This window comes from Allobosea sp. 10N428 (assembly GCF_056394545.1).
This window is the reverse complement of record NZ_JBFTIC010000019.1, coordinates 16,277-31,919: the sequence shown is the minus strand read 5'-3', so window position 1 is coordinate 31,919 and position 15,643 is coordinate 16,277. Positions and strand designations below refer to the sequence as shown.

The window sequence follows — 15,643 nt, the reverse complement described above, 5'->3', positions numbered from 1 at the left end:
GCAACGGATTGCCCCTGCGAGACCAACACATCGACCTGGCGTAGCTTCGCGACGATCTCTTCGGGCTTGTGGCGCTTCTTCGGCATCTCGGTCCTCCTGTCTGCCAAAAGACATACTTCAGGGTGGACCAATTCAACGGGGGTGGATCAATCCAGACCCGCCGGGTTCGCCAGCCCTGGCCCGCCGATCGGCCCTTCCGCATCCTCTCGATTGACGGCGGCGGCATCTGCGGCATCCTACCCGCGTCGGTGCTCGCCGAGCTTGAGCTACGATTCCTCGGCGGCCAGTCGATCGCCCGCCATTTCGACATGATCGCCGGCACCTCCACGGGCGGCATCATCGCGCTCGGCCTGGCGAATGGCCGGACCGCGTCCGAAATCCGGGACATCTACGTCGAGCGCGGCGACCGGATCTTCCCGCCGCCGTCGCGTATCGGACGGTTCGTCAGACTGCTGCGGCGAAGCCATCGCTACGTCTACAAGCGCGAGCCCCTTGAGAACGAGTTGCTGCGCATCTTCGGTGACGCGCCCCTGGGCGAGGCGACCACTCGGCTGTGCATCCCCGCCTTCGAGGGTCGGCACGGGGAGCCGTGGGTCTTCAAGACCCCGCACCACCCCGACTACAAGCGCGATCGAGTCGAGCGCATGGTGAAGGTGGGCCTCTCGACTGCCGCGGCGCCGACCTACTTCGAGGCGCTGCCGAACAATGGCTACGTCATGGTCGACGGCGGGCTGTGGGCGAACAATCCGATCATGAACGCGCTCGTCGACGCTCTGGCCTGCTACGATCTCGATAGGGCGCAGGTCGAGATCCTGAGCTTGGGCTGCGGAGAGACCGCCTTCCGGGTGGACGAGCGCAAGGCCGGCGGCGGCTTGTTCCAGTGGCGCGGCGTCATCAGCGCAGCGATGCGAGCCCAGTCTCTGAACGCACTCGGCCAGGCCTACCTCCTCGTCGGCAAGGACAAGGTGATGCGGATCGACGCTCCGGAGAGCCCGAACCCCATCGGGCTGGACGACCACAAGCGGGCCCGTGAAGAGTTGCCGGCGATGGCGCGTTCTCTGGTCGAGGGCGCCGGTCGGGAGATCGCGCGGACCTTCTTCGCGAGCGAGGTTGCCCCTTATGCGCCGGTAACGGCTGCATGAAGGTGGCCGAAATTTGCTCTGAAATCGGCCGGGCTGCTCGCCTTATCCCAATGCTGCCTGAGGAGGACGTTCTCAGCTTCGGTGTCGCCGTTCGTCGAAGCGCTGAGCTACCCGGCAGCGGACGTTTCCAATGTCGGCAATGGGCCGATTGTGTTGAAAAAGTCAGCAGCAATACTTCGCACGAGATCGCTTGGCCGAAGCGTAGAAATTTCATCTCTACGTGGATGGGATAGCCGGTCGTGGAGGGCAGTTTCCTGAAGCGTGAAGAGCGTTCTTCTCTGCCTGGCATCAGTGTCAGACGAATTTCGCGCCAGCCGGACTTTTTCAACACAACGGCCAGCAGCGGACATTGGCTACTGGCCGGGAAGCAGACATTTCGAACTAGCAACCTAATGGCCACTAAGCCCGCTACACAGCTGATGGTTGTGGACATCGGTGATCAACCGAGGCCAGAGAAACTGGATTGCCTTAGTCTTCTGCAGGCATGGAGCGTACGAGCCAGCAAGCAGATCTCCTGATCTGCGATCGTTGGAGCCCAGCCTTCTATCCACGATCGCGTCTCATCAAAGCGGCGAGACCTGCTTCGCTCGGATCGCCGATGGTGGGCGACCAGATGCGCGGGGGCTCACCCAGCTTCAAGCCGGTGATGGAACGTCTTCGCGTCCCGAAACAGCGTGTTTTCGTCCTCGGGCTGCATTTGGCTGCCGCCTAACCTCATCAGCATCCGGACCACGGCCGCAGTGGCCGGTCTTTAAAGAGGGATAGGTCATGATGCTGGGAAAACGCCTTCTATTGATCACCTGCCTTGTGGGGAGTGCCGGCCTCGCGCGTGCTGAGGGAGATGCGGCGAAGGGCAAGACGTTGTTCTCTCGCTGCGTTGCCTGCCATGCCGCAAGCAACCAGAACAAGGTCGGCCCCGGACTCGCCGGTGTCGTCGGTCGCCCGGCGGCGAGCGCTCCGGGCTTTCGCTACTCGAAGGCGATGACGGGCTCCGGCCTGACTTGGACCGAGGAGCAGCTCGACACCTACCTCGGTGGACCTGCGAAGGCGGTTCCGGGGACGACGATGGCGATCGCGGTTCCCAACGCGCAGGATCGCCGCGACATCATCGCATTCTTGAAGACGCTGCCTGCGCAGTAGAGGCGCGCCGCCCAAAAATATTCGTGGGCGCGCACCGGCGAATTCCGCCGGCGCGCGCCCTTATCGATTGTTGGCTATGCTCACCCCCCGGGAAGAGTGCCGGGAGGCGAAGAGATCAGCTACCGAACTTCGCCTTCGACAACGGCAGGCTTCGAATGTGCCGGCCGGTCAGCGCCGCAACGGCGTTGACCACGGCAGGCGGAACGCCGGGCAGCCCGGGCTCGCCGACGCCGCCCATCGGCGCTCCGCTCTCGACGATCTCGACATGAACCTGAGGCATCGCCGTCCGGGACAGGATCGGATAATCGTCGAAATTGTGGGACTGGCGCAGGCCGCCATCGTAGACGAGTTCCTCGAACAGCGTGGCGGAGAGCCCGAGCGCTGCCGCCGACTCGACTTGCGACTTCACGATCGCTGGGTTGACGATGCTGCCGGGATCGAAGGCGATCCAGAGGTTGTGAACCTTGACCTCGCCCGCTTCGAGCGAGACCTCGGCGATCGTCGCTGTTTCCGAGCCGAAGGGCGAGGCCATGGCTACGCCACGCGCCCGTTTGCCGCCCTCTGCATCATAGGGGCCGCGCTTCCAACCGCCCGAGATCGCGGCCACCGTCTCCAGCAGCTTCCGATGGCGTGGCTTGTCCTTCAGCAATTCCATACGGAGCTGGAACGAGTCCTGTTTCCCCGCATCGGCCATCTCGTCGAAGAAGCCTTCGTAGAAATAGTCATTCATCGAGTGACCGACCGAACGCCAGAAGGCGATCGTCACGGGATGGGGGAAGCGGACGTATTCCATGGCTTTGTTCGCGATGGCGTAGGGCTTTTCGACGATGCCCTCGACCGCGGAGCTGTCGACCCCGCCATTCGCGCCGGCGCCGAAATAGCGTCCCAGCGGTCCTTCTCCAACGGTACGGACCTGGATGGCGGTCGGCTTTCCATCGGGGCCAATCGCGGCCCGGAAGCGGCTGAAGCTCAGCGGGCGCAGCGCGTCGCGCTTGAACTCCTCCTCGCGGGACCAGAGCACCTTGACCGGCTTGCTGGTCTCCTTAGCCAGCAGGATCGCCTGCTGAAAGGGGTTGCCGGGCCCATAGACGAAATGGCGCCCGAAGAACCCGCCGAGCATCGGCGAGTGCAGGATCACCTTCTCTGGCGGCAGTCCGGCCGTCTGCGCCGCGACCGACTGGAACAGCTCGGGCATCTGGTTGGGAAGCCAAAGCTCCAGTGAACCATCCGCGTTGAAGCGCGCGATCGACGAGGGCGGTTCGAGCTGGCCATGGGCAAGGTATGGTGCATCATAGTCCGCCTCGACCACCTTGGAGGCTGTGGAGAAGGCAGCCGCAACGTCGCCTGCCTTTTCGGCCGAGACCGCCTGGGCGGTGTTGCCTTTGAGCGCGGACAGCAGGCCCGCCGAAGAGTAGTCCGCCGCGACGGCGTCGAAGCCACTCGCAGGCGGCGCGGACCAAGTCACTTCGGCCGCCTCGACCGCCTTGCGAGCCCGGTACCAGCTGTTAGCAGTGACGGCGACCGCGCCGGGCAAGCGGTGCACGCCATGGACTCCCGGCATCGCCTTGAGCGCCTCTTCATTCGCGATCCCGGTCGGGTTCGTGCCGAGATGCGGCGCATGCTGCACGGCCGCGTAGAGCATGCCGTCGACTTTCTGGTCGATCGCGTAGATCGCTTTTCCGGTCGACTTTGCCCGGACGTCGAGCCGGGGTACGGGCCTGCGCAGCCAGCGGAAGGTTGCGGGGTCGCGCAGCTTCAACTCGGCGGCGGGGGTGAGCTTCAAGGCCTCCTCGGCGAGTTCGCCATAGGCTACGCGCCGACGGGAGGCCGCGTGAACGACATGGCCGTCTTCGGTCGTGAGACTGTCGGGCTTGACCTTCAGGCGCGCCGCGGCTGTCCGAATGAGCATTTCGCGCGCGCTGGCGCCGAGCCGGCGCATAGGCATGTAGCTTGAGCGCGTCGAGAAGCTGCCGCCCGTCATCCGCAATCCGTCGATGACGGCGTAGTCGGGTCCGGGTGGCGCGCATTCCACCTCGAAGCGGGCCGGATTGACGTCGAGCTCCTCACCGATCGTCTGAGCCATGCCGGTGTTGATGCCCTGACCGCCTTCGACGAAGGGGCTGAGGATCTTGAAGCTGTTGTCCTTGCCGATGACGAGGAAGGCGGCAACGCGTGTGCCCGGCTTGACCGCTTGGGCGGTCTGGGCGCGCGCTGGCATGGCGGGCAGCAGAGCGCCCAGCACCAGCGAGGCCGCGCCACCGAGAACGCCCCGGCGAGAGAGATTGGCGACGCCTTCGACGGGGATCAGCGCAGTTGCGTCGGTGGACTTGATCGCTGCGAGCATGTTCATATCGATCCCTCCTCAGCCTGCTGCCTGATGGATCGCCGCTGCGATCCGGTTGTAGGTCCCGCAACGGCAGAGATTGGTCATGGCGTCCTGGATGTCCGCATCGCTCGGCTTCGGCGTCTGCTTGAGCAGCGCGGTCGCGGCCATGACCTGTCCCGACTGGCAATAGCCGCATTGCGGCACCTGCTGTGCCACCCATGCCTCGACGACCTTATGGCCGACAGGATCCTGCTCGATCGCCTCGATCGTGCGGATTTCCGCGGTGCCGACGCTGTCGAGCGGCATCTGGCAGGACCGCACGGCCTGGCCGTCCATTAACACGGTGCAGGCGCCGCATTGTGCGATGCCGCAGCCATATTTCGTCCCGGTCAATCCCAACATATCGCGCAGAATCCAGAGTAAGGGCGTCTCCGCTTCCGCATCGACCTCATATGCAGCCCCGTTGATCTTGATGCTTGTCATGACCGCCTTCTCACTGCGCGAATGAAGCATGAACCTTAAAGGGGGCGGGGCCTGCGCGAAGGACGAAGACGAGGCGATTTCGGACAAATTCCTGCTAGAGCCACGAGTGCGTCTGTGGTGCAACGACAGGCAATCGGGACGTCCCGTGCAGGGATGTTCCGCTCCCACGTCCCGAATTGCCTCGTCTTCGTCCTGCGATCCTGCTGGGGTTGCCGCTAAGGTCCGGCATGTCCCGACCGGGCCGATGGGATGCGGAGATGTTCCCCGCTCGCGGAGGCGCGTCTGATCACGCCACCGCGCCAAACAACCCAAAGCCCCACCCTGATGGACAGATCCATGAGCAAGCCCCTCGCCATCCCCGCCTCCTTCTTCGGCATGGTTCTGGGGCTGATGGGGTGGGGCAATAGCTGGCGGGCGGCGCATGAGGTCTGGGGGCTGCCGGCAGCAATCGGCGAGGCCCTGATGCTGGCAGGCGGTTTCGTCTGGGCCGTTCTCCTTGTCCTCTTCGCCGCCAAATGGCTGGCGGCTCGCAGCGAAGCCATCGGGGAAGCAAGTCACCCGGTCCAGTGTTGCTTCATCGGGCTCGTCGGAGTCGCGACAATGCTGGTCGCGATTGCCGCCCACCCTTATTCCAGGCCCGTCGCGGCGTCGCTTTTTGCCGCAGGATTGGCCTTCACTCTGGTCTTCGCCCTGTGGCGCACAGGCATCCTCTGGCAGGGCGCACGCGATCCGGCCGCGACGACGCCAGTCCTCTATCTGCCGACGGTCGCAGGTTCCTATGTCACCGCAATCGGCTTTGCGACATTCGGGCTCGGAGACTGGGGCCGCCTCGCCTTCGGAGCCGGCCTCCTGAGCTGGTTCGCGATCGAGTCCGTCCTGCTCCACCGGCTCTACACGGCGCCGGAAATGCCGCCGCCGCTGCGGCCGGTGCTGGGCATCCAGCTGGCTCCGCCTACGGTCGGCGCCGCAGCCTATCTCAGCATCACGAGCGGTCCGCCTGATACGGTCGTCTACGGCCTGATCGGTTACGGCTTGCTGCAGCTCCTGCTGCTCGCGCGGCTCGCACGGTGGATCTTCGCTGCCGGTGTCACAGCCTCGGTCTGGGCTTTCACCTTCGGGCTCACCGCGCTGGCAACGGCGATGGTCAAACTCGTCGGCCGCGGCGATGCAGGTCCGGTCTCCGTCCTGGCGCCCGTCGTGTTTGCATTCGTCTCGATGGTGATGGGCGCGATCGTTCTGCGGACACTCTGGCTCTTGGTCAGGGGAAAGCTGCTGCCCGCCCCACCGGCTCCGTCGGTCACGCACTGACCGCCACGACGTCCTCCTCCAGGTCAAACGCCCAGAAGACGATGCAAAACTTAGCAGACCACATGATCTTGAGCCCGGCCGCAGAGGCGACGACCCCGGTCGAACCGACTGGCCTGCTTGTCATCGCTCACCCGCGGCTCGACCGCAGCGTCGTGAACGCTCGCCTGGCGAAAACGGCAGCCGAGCAGCCCAGGATCGAGATCCACGATCTCTACCAGGCCTATCCGGACTATCAGATCGACGTCGCTGCGGAGCAGGAAAGGCTGCTGCGCCACAAGGTGATCGGGATCCAGTTCCCGCTGTTCTGGTATTCGGTGCCGGCTGTCCTCAAAGAGTGGTTCGACCTCGTCTGGCTTCACGGCTTCGCCTATGGCGGCAGCGCGCCGCGCCTTGCTGGCAAGACCTTGTTCTGTGCGGCCTCCACCGGCGGCGATGAGCGGAGCTACCGCGAGGACGGTCGCAACGGTTACAGGGTGGAGGAATTCCTGCGGCCGCTGGAGCGGACAGCGGCGCTCTGCCAGATGCGCTGGGCCGCTCCTCATCTGCTCCATGACGCCCCCCGGTTGCGTGGAGAGCAGCTGGAGCAGGCAGCGCAGGGATATAGGCGCTATCTCGACAATCTGATGCGGGAGACCGTCATATGAGCACCGGCGAAATCCTGGTCCGGACCTTCGTCTATCTGCTTGCCGGCGTCATCGCCGTCCCTCTGGCCAAGCGTTTGGGGCTCGGATCCGTTCTCGGCTACATCATCGCAGGCGCCGTGATCGGCCCGGGCCTGCTCTCCTTGACGGGTGATATTGCCGCCGTCAGCCATGTCGCCGAATTCGGCATCGTCATCCTGTTGTTTCTCATCGGCATGGAGGTTCGCCCTGCGCTGCTGTGGCAGATGAAGGGACTGATCTTCGGGCTCGGCATGGCACAGATGCTCGCCGTGTCGGTGGTGATCACGCCCGTAGCCATGATGCTGGGGCTCTCCTTCGCGGTCTCGGTGACGCTTTCTCTCATCCTCGCGATGAGTTCGACCGCGCTCGTCATGGCCACACTGGAAGAGAAGGGGCAGCGCTCCGGGACCATAGGCCGTGCCTGCTTCGGTGTGCTGCTGTTTCAGGATCTCTCCATCATCCCGCTGTTCCTCGTCGTTCCGCTGCTGGCGTCGAACGCATCTGCGGCAGCAGAGGGCAATCCGGCCGCCTGGCTGCGCGGCGCCGAGGCCTTGGTGGCAGTAGTCTTCGTCGTCCTCGCAGCCCGGTTCGCCGTCAGGCCTCTGTTCCGATTTATCGCGGCAACGCATTCGCGCGAGGTCTTTACCGCAGCGGCATTGATGCTCGTCGTCGGCGTGGCGGCGCTGATGACCGTCGTCGGTCTGTCGCCGGCTCTGGGTGCCTTCATCGCCGGGGTTGTCCTCAGCGAAACCGAGTTTCGGCAGGAAATCGAGAGCGACATCGATCCGTTTCGCGGCTTGCTGCTGGGGCTGTTCTTCATCACGGTCGGAGCGGGACTCGATCTCGAACTGCTGCGAAGCCAGCCGCTTTCCGTCATTGCGATCGCGGTGGGCCTGATGCTCGCCAAGACGCTCGCGATGTACGCGGCCTCCCGCGCCTTCCGTTTCCGTCCCATCGAGGCGATTTCGCTGGCTGTCCTGCTGGCGCAGGGCGGGGAGTTCATCTTCGTCTTCATCGGCTTCGCCAAGCAGTTTGCGCTGCTGCCCGAGCAGCTGTCGCGCCTGCTGCCTGCCGCGGTTGCCATCTCGATGCTGCTGTCGCCGCTGCTGATGCTCTTGCTGGACCGCATGATCCGCCGCCGAACCGCTCCGTCGCAGCAGGCCGCGCCAGACGTACAATTCGAGGATCGCGTCGATGTCATCGTCGCCGGGTTCGGCCGGTTCGGACAGATCGCGGGCCGGTTGCTGCAGGCCAACGGCCTGCGGATCTCGATCATGGACACGAGCCTGACTCAGATCGAAATCCTGCGCCGCTTCGATCAGCGCGTGAATTTCGGGGATGCGACCCGACTTGACCTTCTTCGCGCCGCAGGAGCGGAAACGGCAAAGATCCTCATCGTCGCCATCGACGAGCGCGAGCAGATCAGCAATCTGGTCGAAACGGCTCGGACCTCCTTTCCGCACCTCGTGATCCTCTCGCGTGCGTGGGATCGGCGCCATGCCTACGAGCTGCTGCGCCTTGGAGCGGATCACGTCGAGAGCGAGACCTATGAATCCAGTCTTTCGATCGGGAAGGAAGCCTTGATCCGTTTCGGTTTTCGCGCTCACCGGGCGCATCGGTCTGCAGCCTTGTTTCGAATGCACGACCGTTCGCTCTTTGGTCGGAGCCGGCCATCGAGTGCAGACGAGAATGGGTTCCTGCAGGCGTCGAAGGCCGCCGCATCGACCCTGGCCCAGCTCCTTGCCGCAGATCTCGAAAACGAGCGCTCGCACCGGGGCCAGGAAGAGGACTGGGGCACGCGCGGGCTCTACGGTGAACTCACCGCAGACACAGGGGCAGCGTCCGGCGGCGATCAGACCTGACGATAGCCGCCCGCAACCCAGGCCGAAACGGCATCCATATAGCCCGGGGCATCGTCTTCCCAGACGAAATGGCCGGCATCGAATACCCGGTGGGCGGCATGGGGAAGGTTTCGCGCCAGAAACTCGCCATTGGCCGGCGGCACGATGGGGTCGTCCTTGCCGGAGATCACGAGGACGGGCGTCGTCACAGTCGGCAAGAGGGCCTGGAGCCGCGGCAGTTCGCGCGGATAGGCCCTGACATAGTCCGCGGCCTCGATCCAGCGCCGCCCTAGCGACGACAGGCGGAAGTCTTCCATCGCCTCCGCCGGCGGCGTCTCGCGCGTCAATCGGGTGATCATGCCGACGACCTGGGCACCGCCATCGGGCTCGCCATACGTCCCCGGCTTTGCCTCGATCACGCCCCGCAAGCCCTTGCCGAGCAGGTTCATGTCGACGCCGCCGCTGCCGACCACGAGGCTTTCGAATAGGTCGGGCCGGGCCGCCGCCGCGAACAGCATTGCCGAGGTGCCGACATCGGGACCGACGGCATGACACCGTGCGATGCCCAGATCTGCGGCCAGGCGGATGACGAATTGCCCCATGGCTTCCGGCGACATCAGTTCGGCGCGATGATCCGAGCGCCCGAAGCCCGGGAGATCGACCGCGATGACCGGGCCGAGCTGCATCAGATCGTCCCAGATCGCGTGAAATGCGTAGATGCTCTGCGGCCAGGGCGCAGTGATGAGGATCGGTAGGCGGAGCCCCGGGCTTCGCAGAATCCGAAGCTTATACCCCTCCACGGGGATGAACCCAGGCTTGAGAGGTTCAAAAATAGCTTTGACCATGATGCCGCCTCGCTAATGCGCATTGCGGGATGTAGACGAATATTCGGCGGCTCGATCCGTCAAAGACACGCCGATTTGGGACAATCCGCGCGATCCGTCATCCTTGTCGCTTGAAGCCTGCGCGCCGCTGGCTATCTCGCCCGACGGCGGCTGACTGGCATGACGGCTTTTAAGGCCTGCTCCGCCGTGACTGAAATCATGCTATCAAGCAAAACCCGGTGAGGTGGAGGTGCGGATGAGACATGTCGGCTTCATCATGGAAGATGGTTTCCAGGTCATGGGCCTAGCTGCCTTGTCTGCGTTCGAGTTCGCCAACTTGCAGATTGGGCATAAGGCCTACGCGGTCTCCATCATGTCGGAGAAGGGCGGCGGCATCTTCTCCACTTTGGGCATGAAAGTCGAAACCGTCCCGCTGGGGGATTTCCCCGATACCCTCATGGTTCTCGGCGAGTTGCGTCCGCGGCCTCTCACGGCGGCGTTGCGCGACTACATCGCCGCGGCCGGGCAGCATTGCCGCCGTGTGGCAGGCGTCTGCACAGGCGCTTTCGCCCTTGCGGAAGCAGGCCTGCTCGATGGGAAGTCAGCCACAACGCACTGGGCCCATGCCAAGACGCTGCAGGAGCGCTTCCCCGCGGTGCGGGTCGACGACGACCGCATCTTCATCAAGGACGGCAATGTCTGGACATCGGCCGGAATGAGCTCCGCGCTCGATCTCGCCCTGGCGCTGATCGAAGACGACTATGGCGCTGAACTGGCCCGGGGAGTTGCGCGCCGCCTCGTCATCTATCATCGGCGGCCCGGTGGCCAGTCGCAGTTCTCAGCCTTGCTTGAACTTGAGCCGCGCTCCGATCGCGTGAAGCGGGCGCTGGTTTATGCGAAAGAGAATTTGCGCAACGCCCTGACCGTTGAGGAACTCGCGGATGCGGCGAGCCTGAGCCCAAGGCAGTTCACGCGCGTGTTCCGGGAAGAAACTGGGCAATCCCCGGCCAAGGCGGTCGAGCGGCTGCGCCTGGAGGCGGCGAAGGCAATGCTGGAGGATGGCAGGCATCCGATGGACATCGTTGCCCGAGATACCGGCTTTGCCGATCGTGATCGGATGCGTAGGGCCTTCCTGCGCTTCTTCGGGCACCCACCGCAGACGCTGCGCCGCAATCTGCGTCTGGCGGAGGCGCAGGATCAGGTAGGCGATATGCTACCTGCCATGGCCGAAGCTGACGAGTAGTCCCCCGACCAACGAAGCCATACGCACCCAACTCTATTTGCACGACGCGTTAGGCGCGCCTCCGGCAGTCGAAAGCAGACGCCATAGCGGCGCCCATGTCTGGAATTGCTGTCTTGTTGACTTAGGCGCGGGCGCTGGTGGGGCCTAGCTTGTCTCGACCGTCAAGGTCGAACGCCGGAGGCAAGCGTGGCCGTCAAATCCGAGATCAATGCGCTGGAAACATCCTTCGGGCGGTTGGCATGGCGTGAAGACGGACCGATCGGCGGTTTGCCGCTGGTCCTCCTTCAGCGCTTCCGCGGCACGATGGACGATTGGGACCCCGCCTTCATCGCGGCGATCTCACAAGACAGGCGGGTGATCCGCTTCGACAGTGGGGGCATAGGGCGCTCGGAGGGGAGCGTGCCGGAGACGGTCGCAGGCCTTGCCGCCGTCGCGGCCGAATTCATCCAGCGTCTCGACTGCTCGCAGGTCGATCTATTCGGCTGGTCGCTGGGTGGCGTGGTCAGCCAGCAATTCGCCCTCGATTTCCCGGCACTCGTCCGCCGGCTCATCGTGGCGGGGTCGAGCCCGGGGCCGGTTGCCGACGGTCCGCAGCAGCATCCACGGGTGCCGCAGATCATGACGAAGCCGGAAAACGACGCCGACGATTTCCTGTTCCTGTTCTATCCGGAGAGCGAAAGCGCAGTCGCTGCCGGCCGCAGCTCGCTCGCCCGCATCGCGGCGGCGCCGGACCGGGGGCCGCAGGTCAGCGCAGTGTCGTTCATGGGCCAGGTCAAGGCGGTGTCGAGCTGGCCCGGCGTGCTGCACCGCGCCAAGGAGCTGCGGCTGCCGATCCTCGTCGCGAACGGGGCTCACGACGTGATGTTGCCGGCATACCGCTCCTATGTGCTCTCGCAGCAGGCGCCGGACGCCAAGCTGGTGCTTTATCCGGACGCTGGGCACGCCTTCCTCTTCCAGCACATCGACGACTTCGCAGCTGAGATCGATCGCTTTCTCGAAGGCTGAGCCGATTACGCGGAACTCGCGACCGTCAACGTTCGGCGATAGCGAGATTTCGCGACGCAATGTCTCAAATCGACGCTTATGTGTCATTTGAGACATTGCGATTGTTTGCGATTGTCGGTCCATCGGCGGCGGGGAGTGCCCGGTCTGCCTCAACGAGAGATACCAGGTGACGCCATGCAGATGACCGGCAACACGATCTTCATCACCGGGGGGACCTCGGGCATTGGGCGGGGCCTGGCCGAGGCATTCGACAAGCTCGGCAACAAGGTGATCGTGGCGGGGCGCCGCCGGGCGCTGCTCGACGAGGTGACGACGGCCAATCCGGGCATCGACGGGATCGAACTCGACATCGCCGATGCCGCCGATATCGAACGGGTGGCTGGCCGCCTGACGCAGGCCTATCCGACCCTGAACGTGCTGATCAACAACGCCGGCATCATGCCCTTCGACGATGCGGGCGGCACGATCGACGACGCGACGTCGCGCAAGATCATCGACACCAATCTCCTCGGGCCGATCCGGCTCACATCGGCGCTGATTGGGCATCTGAAGGCCCAGCCACGTGCGACGGTGATCCACAACACCTCCATCCTGGCCTATGTGCCGCTGGCGACGACGGCTGTGTATTCGGCCACGAAGGCAGCCCTGCACTCCTATGCGCTGTCGCAGCGCTTCATGCTGCGCGAAACCAGCGTCTCGGTGCAGGAAATCGCGCCGCCCTGGGTCGACACCGATCTCATCAAGAAGAGCGGCGACCCTCGCGCCATGCCGCTCGACATCTTCATCGAAAAGACGATGGCCGGTCTCGCCACCGAGGCGGAAGAGGTGGTCGTCGACGAGATCAAGACGCTGCGGGACAACCCAGGCAGCGGCGAGCACGCGCTGGTACACGGCTTCAATCTCGAACTGATCGCCAATCCCATTCCGGTCTGATCCGTAGAGGCGCCCCCATGTCGGTCCGGCAGGGGGCGCCTGCGGCGTTTGGAGCGCTCTCGATGATTCATGACAAGCCGCTATCCTCCGCGGCTAAGGCCCCCGCCGCCGTCGAAGCGATGGCGTCGAAGCCGGTTGAGGAAGGCTCTCTTCTGCCCCCGGCCTTTCTCGCGCTCGGCACCTTCGCCATCGGAACCGAGGGGTTCATGATCGCGCCGCTTCTGCCGACCATCGCCGACGACCTCGGGATGAGCCTCTCGGCGACGGCCACGCTGGTCGTCGTTTTCACGCTCGTCCTTGCCGTAAGCTCGCCGATCTCGACCGTCCTGACCGCAAGCCTGCGGCGGCGCGACACGCTGCTTCTCGCCATGGCGATCTTCACCGCCGGAAACCTCATCGCCGCGCACTCCTCGTCCTTCGCGACGCTGATGCTCGCTCGCGTCATGATGGCGGTCGCGTCGGGGCTCTACATTCCGGGAGCAAACTCGCTGGCGGGTGTCATCGTGCCTGCTGGCAAGCGCGGACGTGCGCTCGCCATCGTCAGCGGCGGCATGACAATCGCCATCGCGCTCGGCTTGCCTCTTGGCGCCATCGTCGGCCACGCTTTCGGCTGGCGAACCACCTTTCTCGCCGTTGCTGCGATGGGGCTCGTCGCGATCGCCGGAATCGGTCTCGGGATTCGCCCCGACGCGGGGTTCGGGATTGCCGTGGCGAGCCTGAAGCAACGGCTCGGGGTGGTGCGGCGCCCTGCGATCCTTCGCCTTCTCGCCGTAAGCCTGTTCTGGGCGATCGGCGCCTTCACGGCCTACCCCTACATCGCTCCCTATCTGAAGGCGGTGCTCGGTTTCGGTGCCACCGGAATCAGCGCGACGGTCTCGATGTGGGGCCTTTCCGCTGCGATCGGCGTCACAGTCGGCGGCACGCTGAACGACCGCTTCGGATCGAACCGGGTGGTGCTGAGCTCCCTCATCGCTCTTTCAATCTCCTTTGCAGCTCTTGCTGTCGCGACGTTGTTGGCGCCGACAGGGGCCCTCATCGTCGCGCTTCCTGCCATTGCGGCATGGGGCTTCAGCGTGTGGTCGCTGTTTCCTGCCCAGATGGCGCGGCTGATCGCGGCTGGTCCGGTGTCGGAGGCGTCCGTCGCGCTCGCGCTCAACACCTCGACCATGTATCTCGGCTTCTCCATCGGATCGGCGATCGGCGCCGGTATCATCGGCATCGGTGCGGTCTGGGCCATCGGTGCCATCGCGGCGCTGGCTGAACTGGTGGCGATGATGCTCGATCGGCGCGTGGCAGCTCATGCGACGCGATGACGATTCCTCCGTGCCGGTGGCGCCCGGCTCGCTGCCCGGTCCCTCGGCCGAGCTCCCGCAGCGCGCTGGGTCGGCGGCGCCTGTCGATCCGCGCACCAGGCGCATGCTAGAAGCACCCGTCCTACCGCTGCTGGTCCGCATGGCATGGCCGAACGTGCTCATCATGCTCGCCCAGGCATCAAGCGGGCTGATCGAGACCTGGTTCGTCGCCAAGCTCGGGACGGACGCGCTGGCGGGCATGGCGCTTGTGTTTCCGACCGTCATGCTAATGACGATGCTCTCGAACGGCGCGATCGGTGGCGGCATTTCCTCGGCCGTGGCGCGTGCGCTCGGCTCCGGGCGGCGCGAGCGGGCCGACGCTCTGGTCCTACACGCAATCGCCCTAAACCTCGTCCTCGGCCTTGGCTTCTCTGCCCTGTTCTTGATCTTCGGCCGGCCGATCTACCGCGTGCTCGGCGGCTCAGGCGGCGATCTCGAGGCCGCCTTGACCTATTCGGCCGTCGTATTTGCCGGCAACGGCCTGATCTGGCTCATGAATGGGCTGGCCAGCGTAATCCGCGGCACCGGGAACATGGTATTCCCGGCCATCGTCAGCTGTGTGGGGGTCGCCCTGCTGATCCCGATCTCGCCCCTGCTCATCTTCGGCTTCGGCCCCATTCCGGCTCTCGGCATAGCCGGAGGTGGGGTGGCGCTGCTCGCCTTCTACGCCGGCGGAACACTCGCGATGGCGTGGTATGTCCTCTCGGGGCGCAATGCGGCGCGCTTCCGCTGGGTGCGCCTGCACTGGGAGCCGCTCGCCGGCATCCTGAAAGTCGGCGCGCTCTCGGCGCTGCAGTCGCTCCAGACCAACCTCATCGTCGCGGGCGCGACCGCGATCGTCGCCGCCGCGGCCGGGGTGGATGCGGTCGCCGGTTTCGGGACCGGCGTCCGCCTCGAATATCTGCTGGTCCCGGTGATCTTCGGCATCGGCGCGCCGATGGTCGCGCTCGTCGGCACCAATATCGGCGCCGGCCAGCGCGAACGGGCTCTGGAGATCGCGCTGAGCGGCGCGGGCCTGTCCTTCGCGATCACCGAAGTCATCGGTCTCGCGGCCGCCCTGTTTCCCGCCGCCTGGCTCGGGCTGTTCAGCACCGAACCCGCGATGATCGCGACCGGCAGCGCTTATCTGAGGATCGTCGGCCCCTTCTACGGCTTCTTCGGTCTCGGTCTGTCGCTCTACTTTGCCAGCCAAGGCGCGGGAAAGTTGCTCTGGCCGCTGGGCGCCGGCGCGCTTCGCCTCGTCGTTGCCCTGCTCGGTGGCTGGCTGGTCTTGCGGCTCACCGGATCGCTGGAAGCCTTCTTCGCCACCCTGGCGCTCGCGCTTCTGGCTTATGGGCTGGCGATGTTCGCTGCGGTGAAGGCGGGTGTTTGGTTCAAATAGCCC

The 15,643-nt window shown here is 64.9% G+C and carries 13 protein-coding genes; 10 read left to right on the top strand and 3 right to left on the bottom strand.

From position 1 onward, the window contains the following. Positions 1 to 122 precede the first annotated feature (122 nt). Both AC1DDA_RS26630 and AC1DDA_RS26625 read left to right on the top strand, forming a co-directional pair. Positions 123 to 1,142, top strand: a complete 1,020-nt coding sequence (locus AC1DDA_RS26630) for a CBASS cGAMP-activated phospholipase (protein WP_476798022.1) — start codon at positions 123 to 125, stop codon at positions 1,140 to 1,142. 768 nt (positions 1,143 to 1,910) lie between these two features. Beyond that, on the top strand, positions 1,911 to 2,282 hold the full coding sequence (locus tag AC1DDA_RS26625) for a c-type cytochrome (RefSeq protein ID WP_476798021.1): 372 nt from the start codon (positions 1,911 to 1,913) through the stop codon (positions 2,280 to 2,282). Positions 2,283 to 2,397: 115 nt separating this feature from the next. On the opposite strand, the gene AC1DDA_RS26620 is transcribed toward AC1DDA_RS26625, so the two are convergent. Continuing rightward, positions 2,398 to 4,632, bottom strand: coding sequence for a xanthine dehydrogenase family protein molybdopterin-binding subunit (locus AC1DDA_RS26620; RefSeq protein ID WP_476798020.1), 2,235 nt, complete (start codon positions 4,630 to 4,632; stop codon positions 2,398 to 2,400). 12 nt (positions 4,633 to 4,644) lie between these two features. Further along, the gene (locus tag AC1DDA_RS26615) at positions 4,645 to 5,091 is read right to left on the bottom strand and encodes a (2Fe-2S)-binding protein (RefSeq protein WP_476798019.1); all 447 of its coding nucleotides are present in this window, start codon (positions 5,089 to 5,091) and stop codon (positions 4,645 to 4,647) included. A gap of 336 nt (positions 5,092 to 5,427) precedes the next feature. On the opposite strand from AC1DDA_RS26615, the gene tehA reads away from it, so the two are divergent. The 3 genes from tehA to AC1DDA_RS26600 all read left to right on the top strand — a co-directional run bounded on the left by tehA (position 5,428) and on the right by AC1DDA_RS26600 (position 8,923). Next, positions 5,428 to 6,399 (top strand): dicarboxylate transporter/tellurite-resistance protein TehA, encoded by a 972-nt coding sequence (gene tehA / locus AC1DDA_RS26610; protein ID WP_476798018.1) that lies wholly within the window; start codon positions 5,428 to 5,430, stop codon positions 6,397 to 6,399. 62 nt (positions 6,400 to 6,461) lie between these two features. Beyond that, positions 6,462 to 7,043, top strand: a complete 582-nt coding sequence (locus tag AC1DDA_RS26605; protein WP_476798017.1) for an NAD(P)H-dependent oxidoreductase — start codon at positions 6,462 to 6,464, stop codon at positions 7,041 to 7,043. Further along, the gene (locus AC1DDA_RS26600) at positions 7,040 to 8,923 is read left to right on the top strand and encodes a cation:proton antiporter domain-containing protein (RefSeq protein ID WP_476798016.1); all 1,884 of its coding nucleotides are present in this window, start codon (positions 7,040 to 7,042) and stop codon (positions 8,921 to 8,923) included. The genes AC1DDA_RS26605 and AC1DDA_RS26600 overlap by 4 nt, the downstream gene beginning before the upstream one ends. Here AC1DDA_RS26600 and AC1DDA_RS26595 read toward each other — a convergent pair. Further along, entirely contained in the window at positions 8,914 to 9,747 is an 834-nt protein-coding gene (locus tag AC1DDA_RS26595; RefSeq protein ID WP_476798015.1) for an alpha/beta fold hydrolase, read from the bottom strand. The two genes, AC1DDA_RS26600 and AC1DDA_RS26595, sit on opposite strands and share 10 nt — an antisense overlap. A 235-nt stretch (positions 9,748 to 9,982) precedes the next feature. Here AC1DDA_RS26595 and AC1DDA_RS26590 point away from each other — a divergent pair, with 235 nt between their 5' ends. The 5 genes from AC1DDA_RS26590 to AC1DDA_RS26570 all read left to right on the top strand — a co-directional run bounded on the left by AC1DDA_RS26590 (position 9,983) and on the right by AC1DDA_RS26570 (position 15,640). Further along, positions 9,983 to 10,969, top strand: coding sequence for a GlxA family transcriptional regulator (locus AC1DDA_RS26590; protein ID WP_476798014.1), 987 nt, complete (start codon positions 9,983 to 9,985; stop codon positions 10,967 to 10,969). Positions 10,970 to 11,155: 186 nt separating this feature from the next. Beyond that, positions 11,156 to 11,974: an alpha/beta fold hydrolase gene (locus tag AC1DDA_RS26585; RefSeq protein WP_476798013.1), complete on the top strand. Its 819-nt coding sequence runs from the start codon at positions 11,156 to 11,158 to the stop codon at positions 11,972 to 11,974. Between the two features lie 174 nt (positions 11,975 to 12,148). Then, positions 12,149 to 12,907 carry an SDR family oxidoreductase gene (locus AC1DDA_RS26580; protein WP_476798012.1) on the top strand — a complete coding sequence of 253 codons (759 nt, stop codon included), beginning with the start codon at positions 12,149 to 12,151 and terminating at the stop codon, positions 12,905 to 12,907. A 62-nt stretch (positions 12,908 to 12,969) separates the two neighbouring features. Further along, a complete protein-coding gene (locus AC1DDA_RS26575) occupies positions 12,970 to 14,220 on the top strand; it encodes an MFS transporter (RefSeq protein WP_476798011.1) in 1,251 nt (416 codons plus the stop codon). After that, the gene (locus AC1DDA_RS26570; protein WP_476798010.1) at positions 14,207 to 15,640 is read left to right on the top strand and encodes an MATE family efflux transporter; all 1,434 of its coding nucleotides are present in this window, start codon (positions 14,207 to 14,209) and stop codon (positions 15,638 to 15,640) included. Before AC1DDA_RS26575 ends, AC1DDA_RS26570 begins: the two co-directional genes overlap by 14 nt. The last annotated feature ends 3 nt before the right edge of the window (positions 15,641 to 15,643 follow it).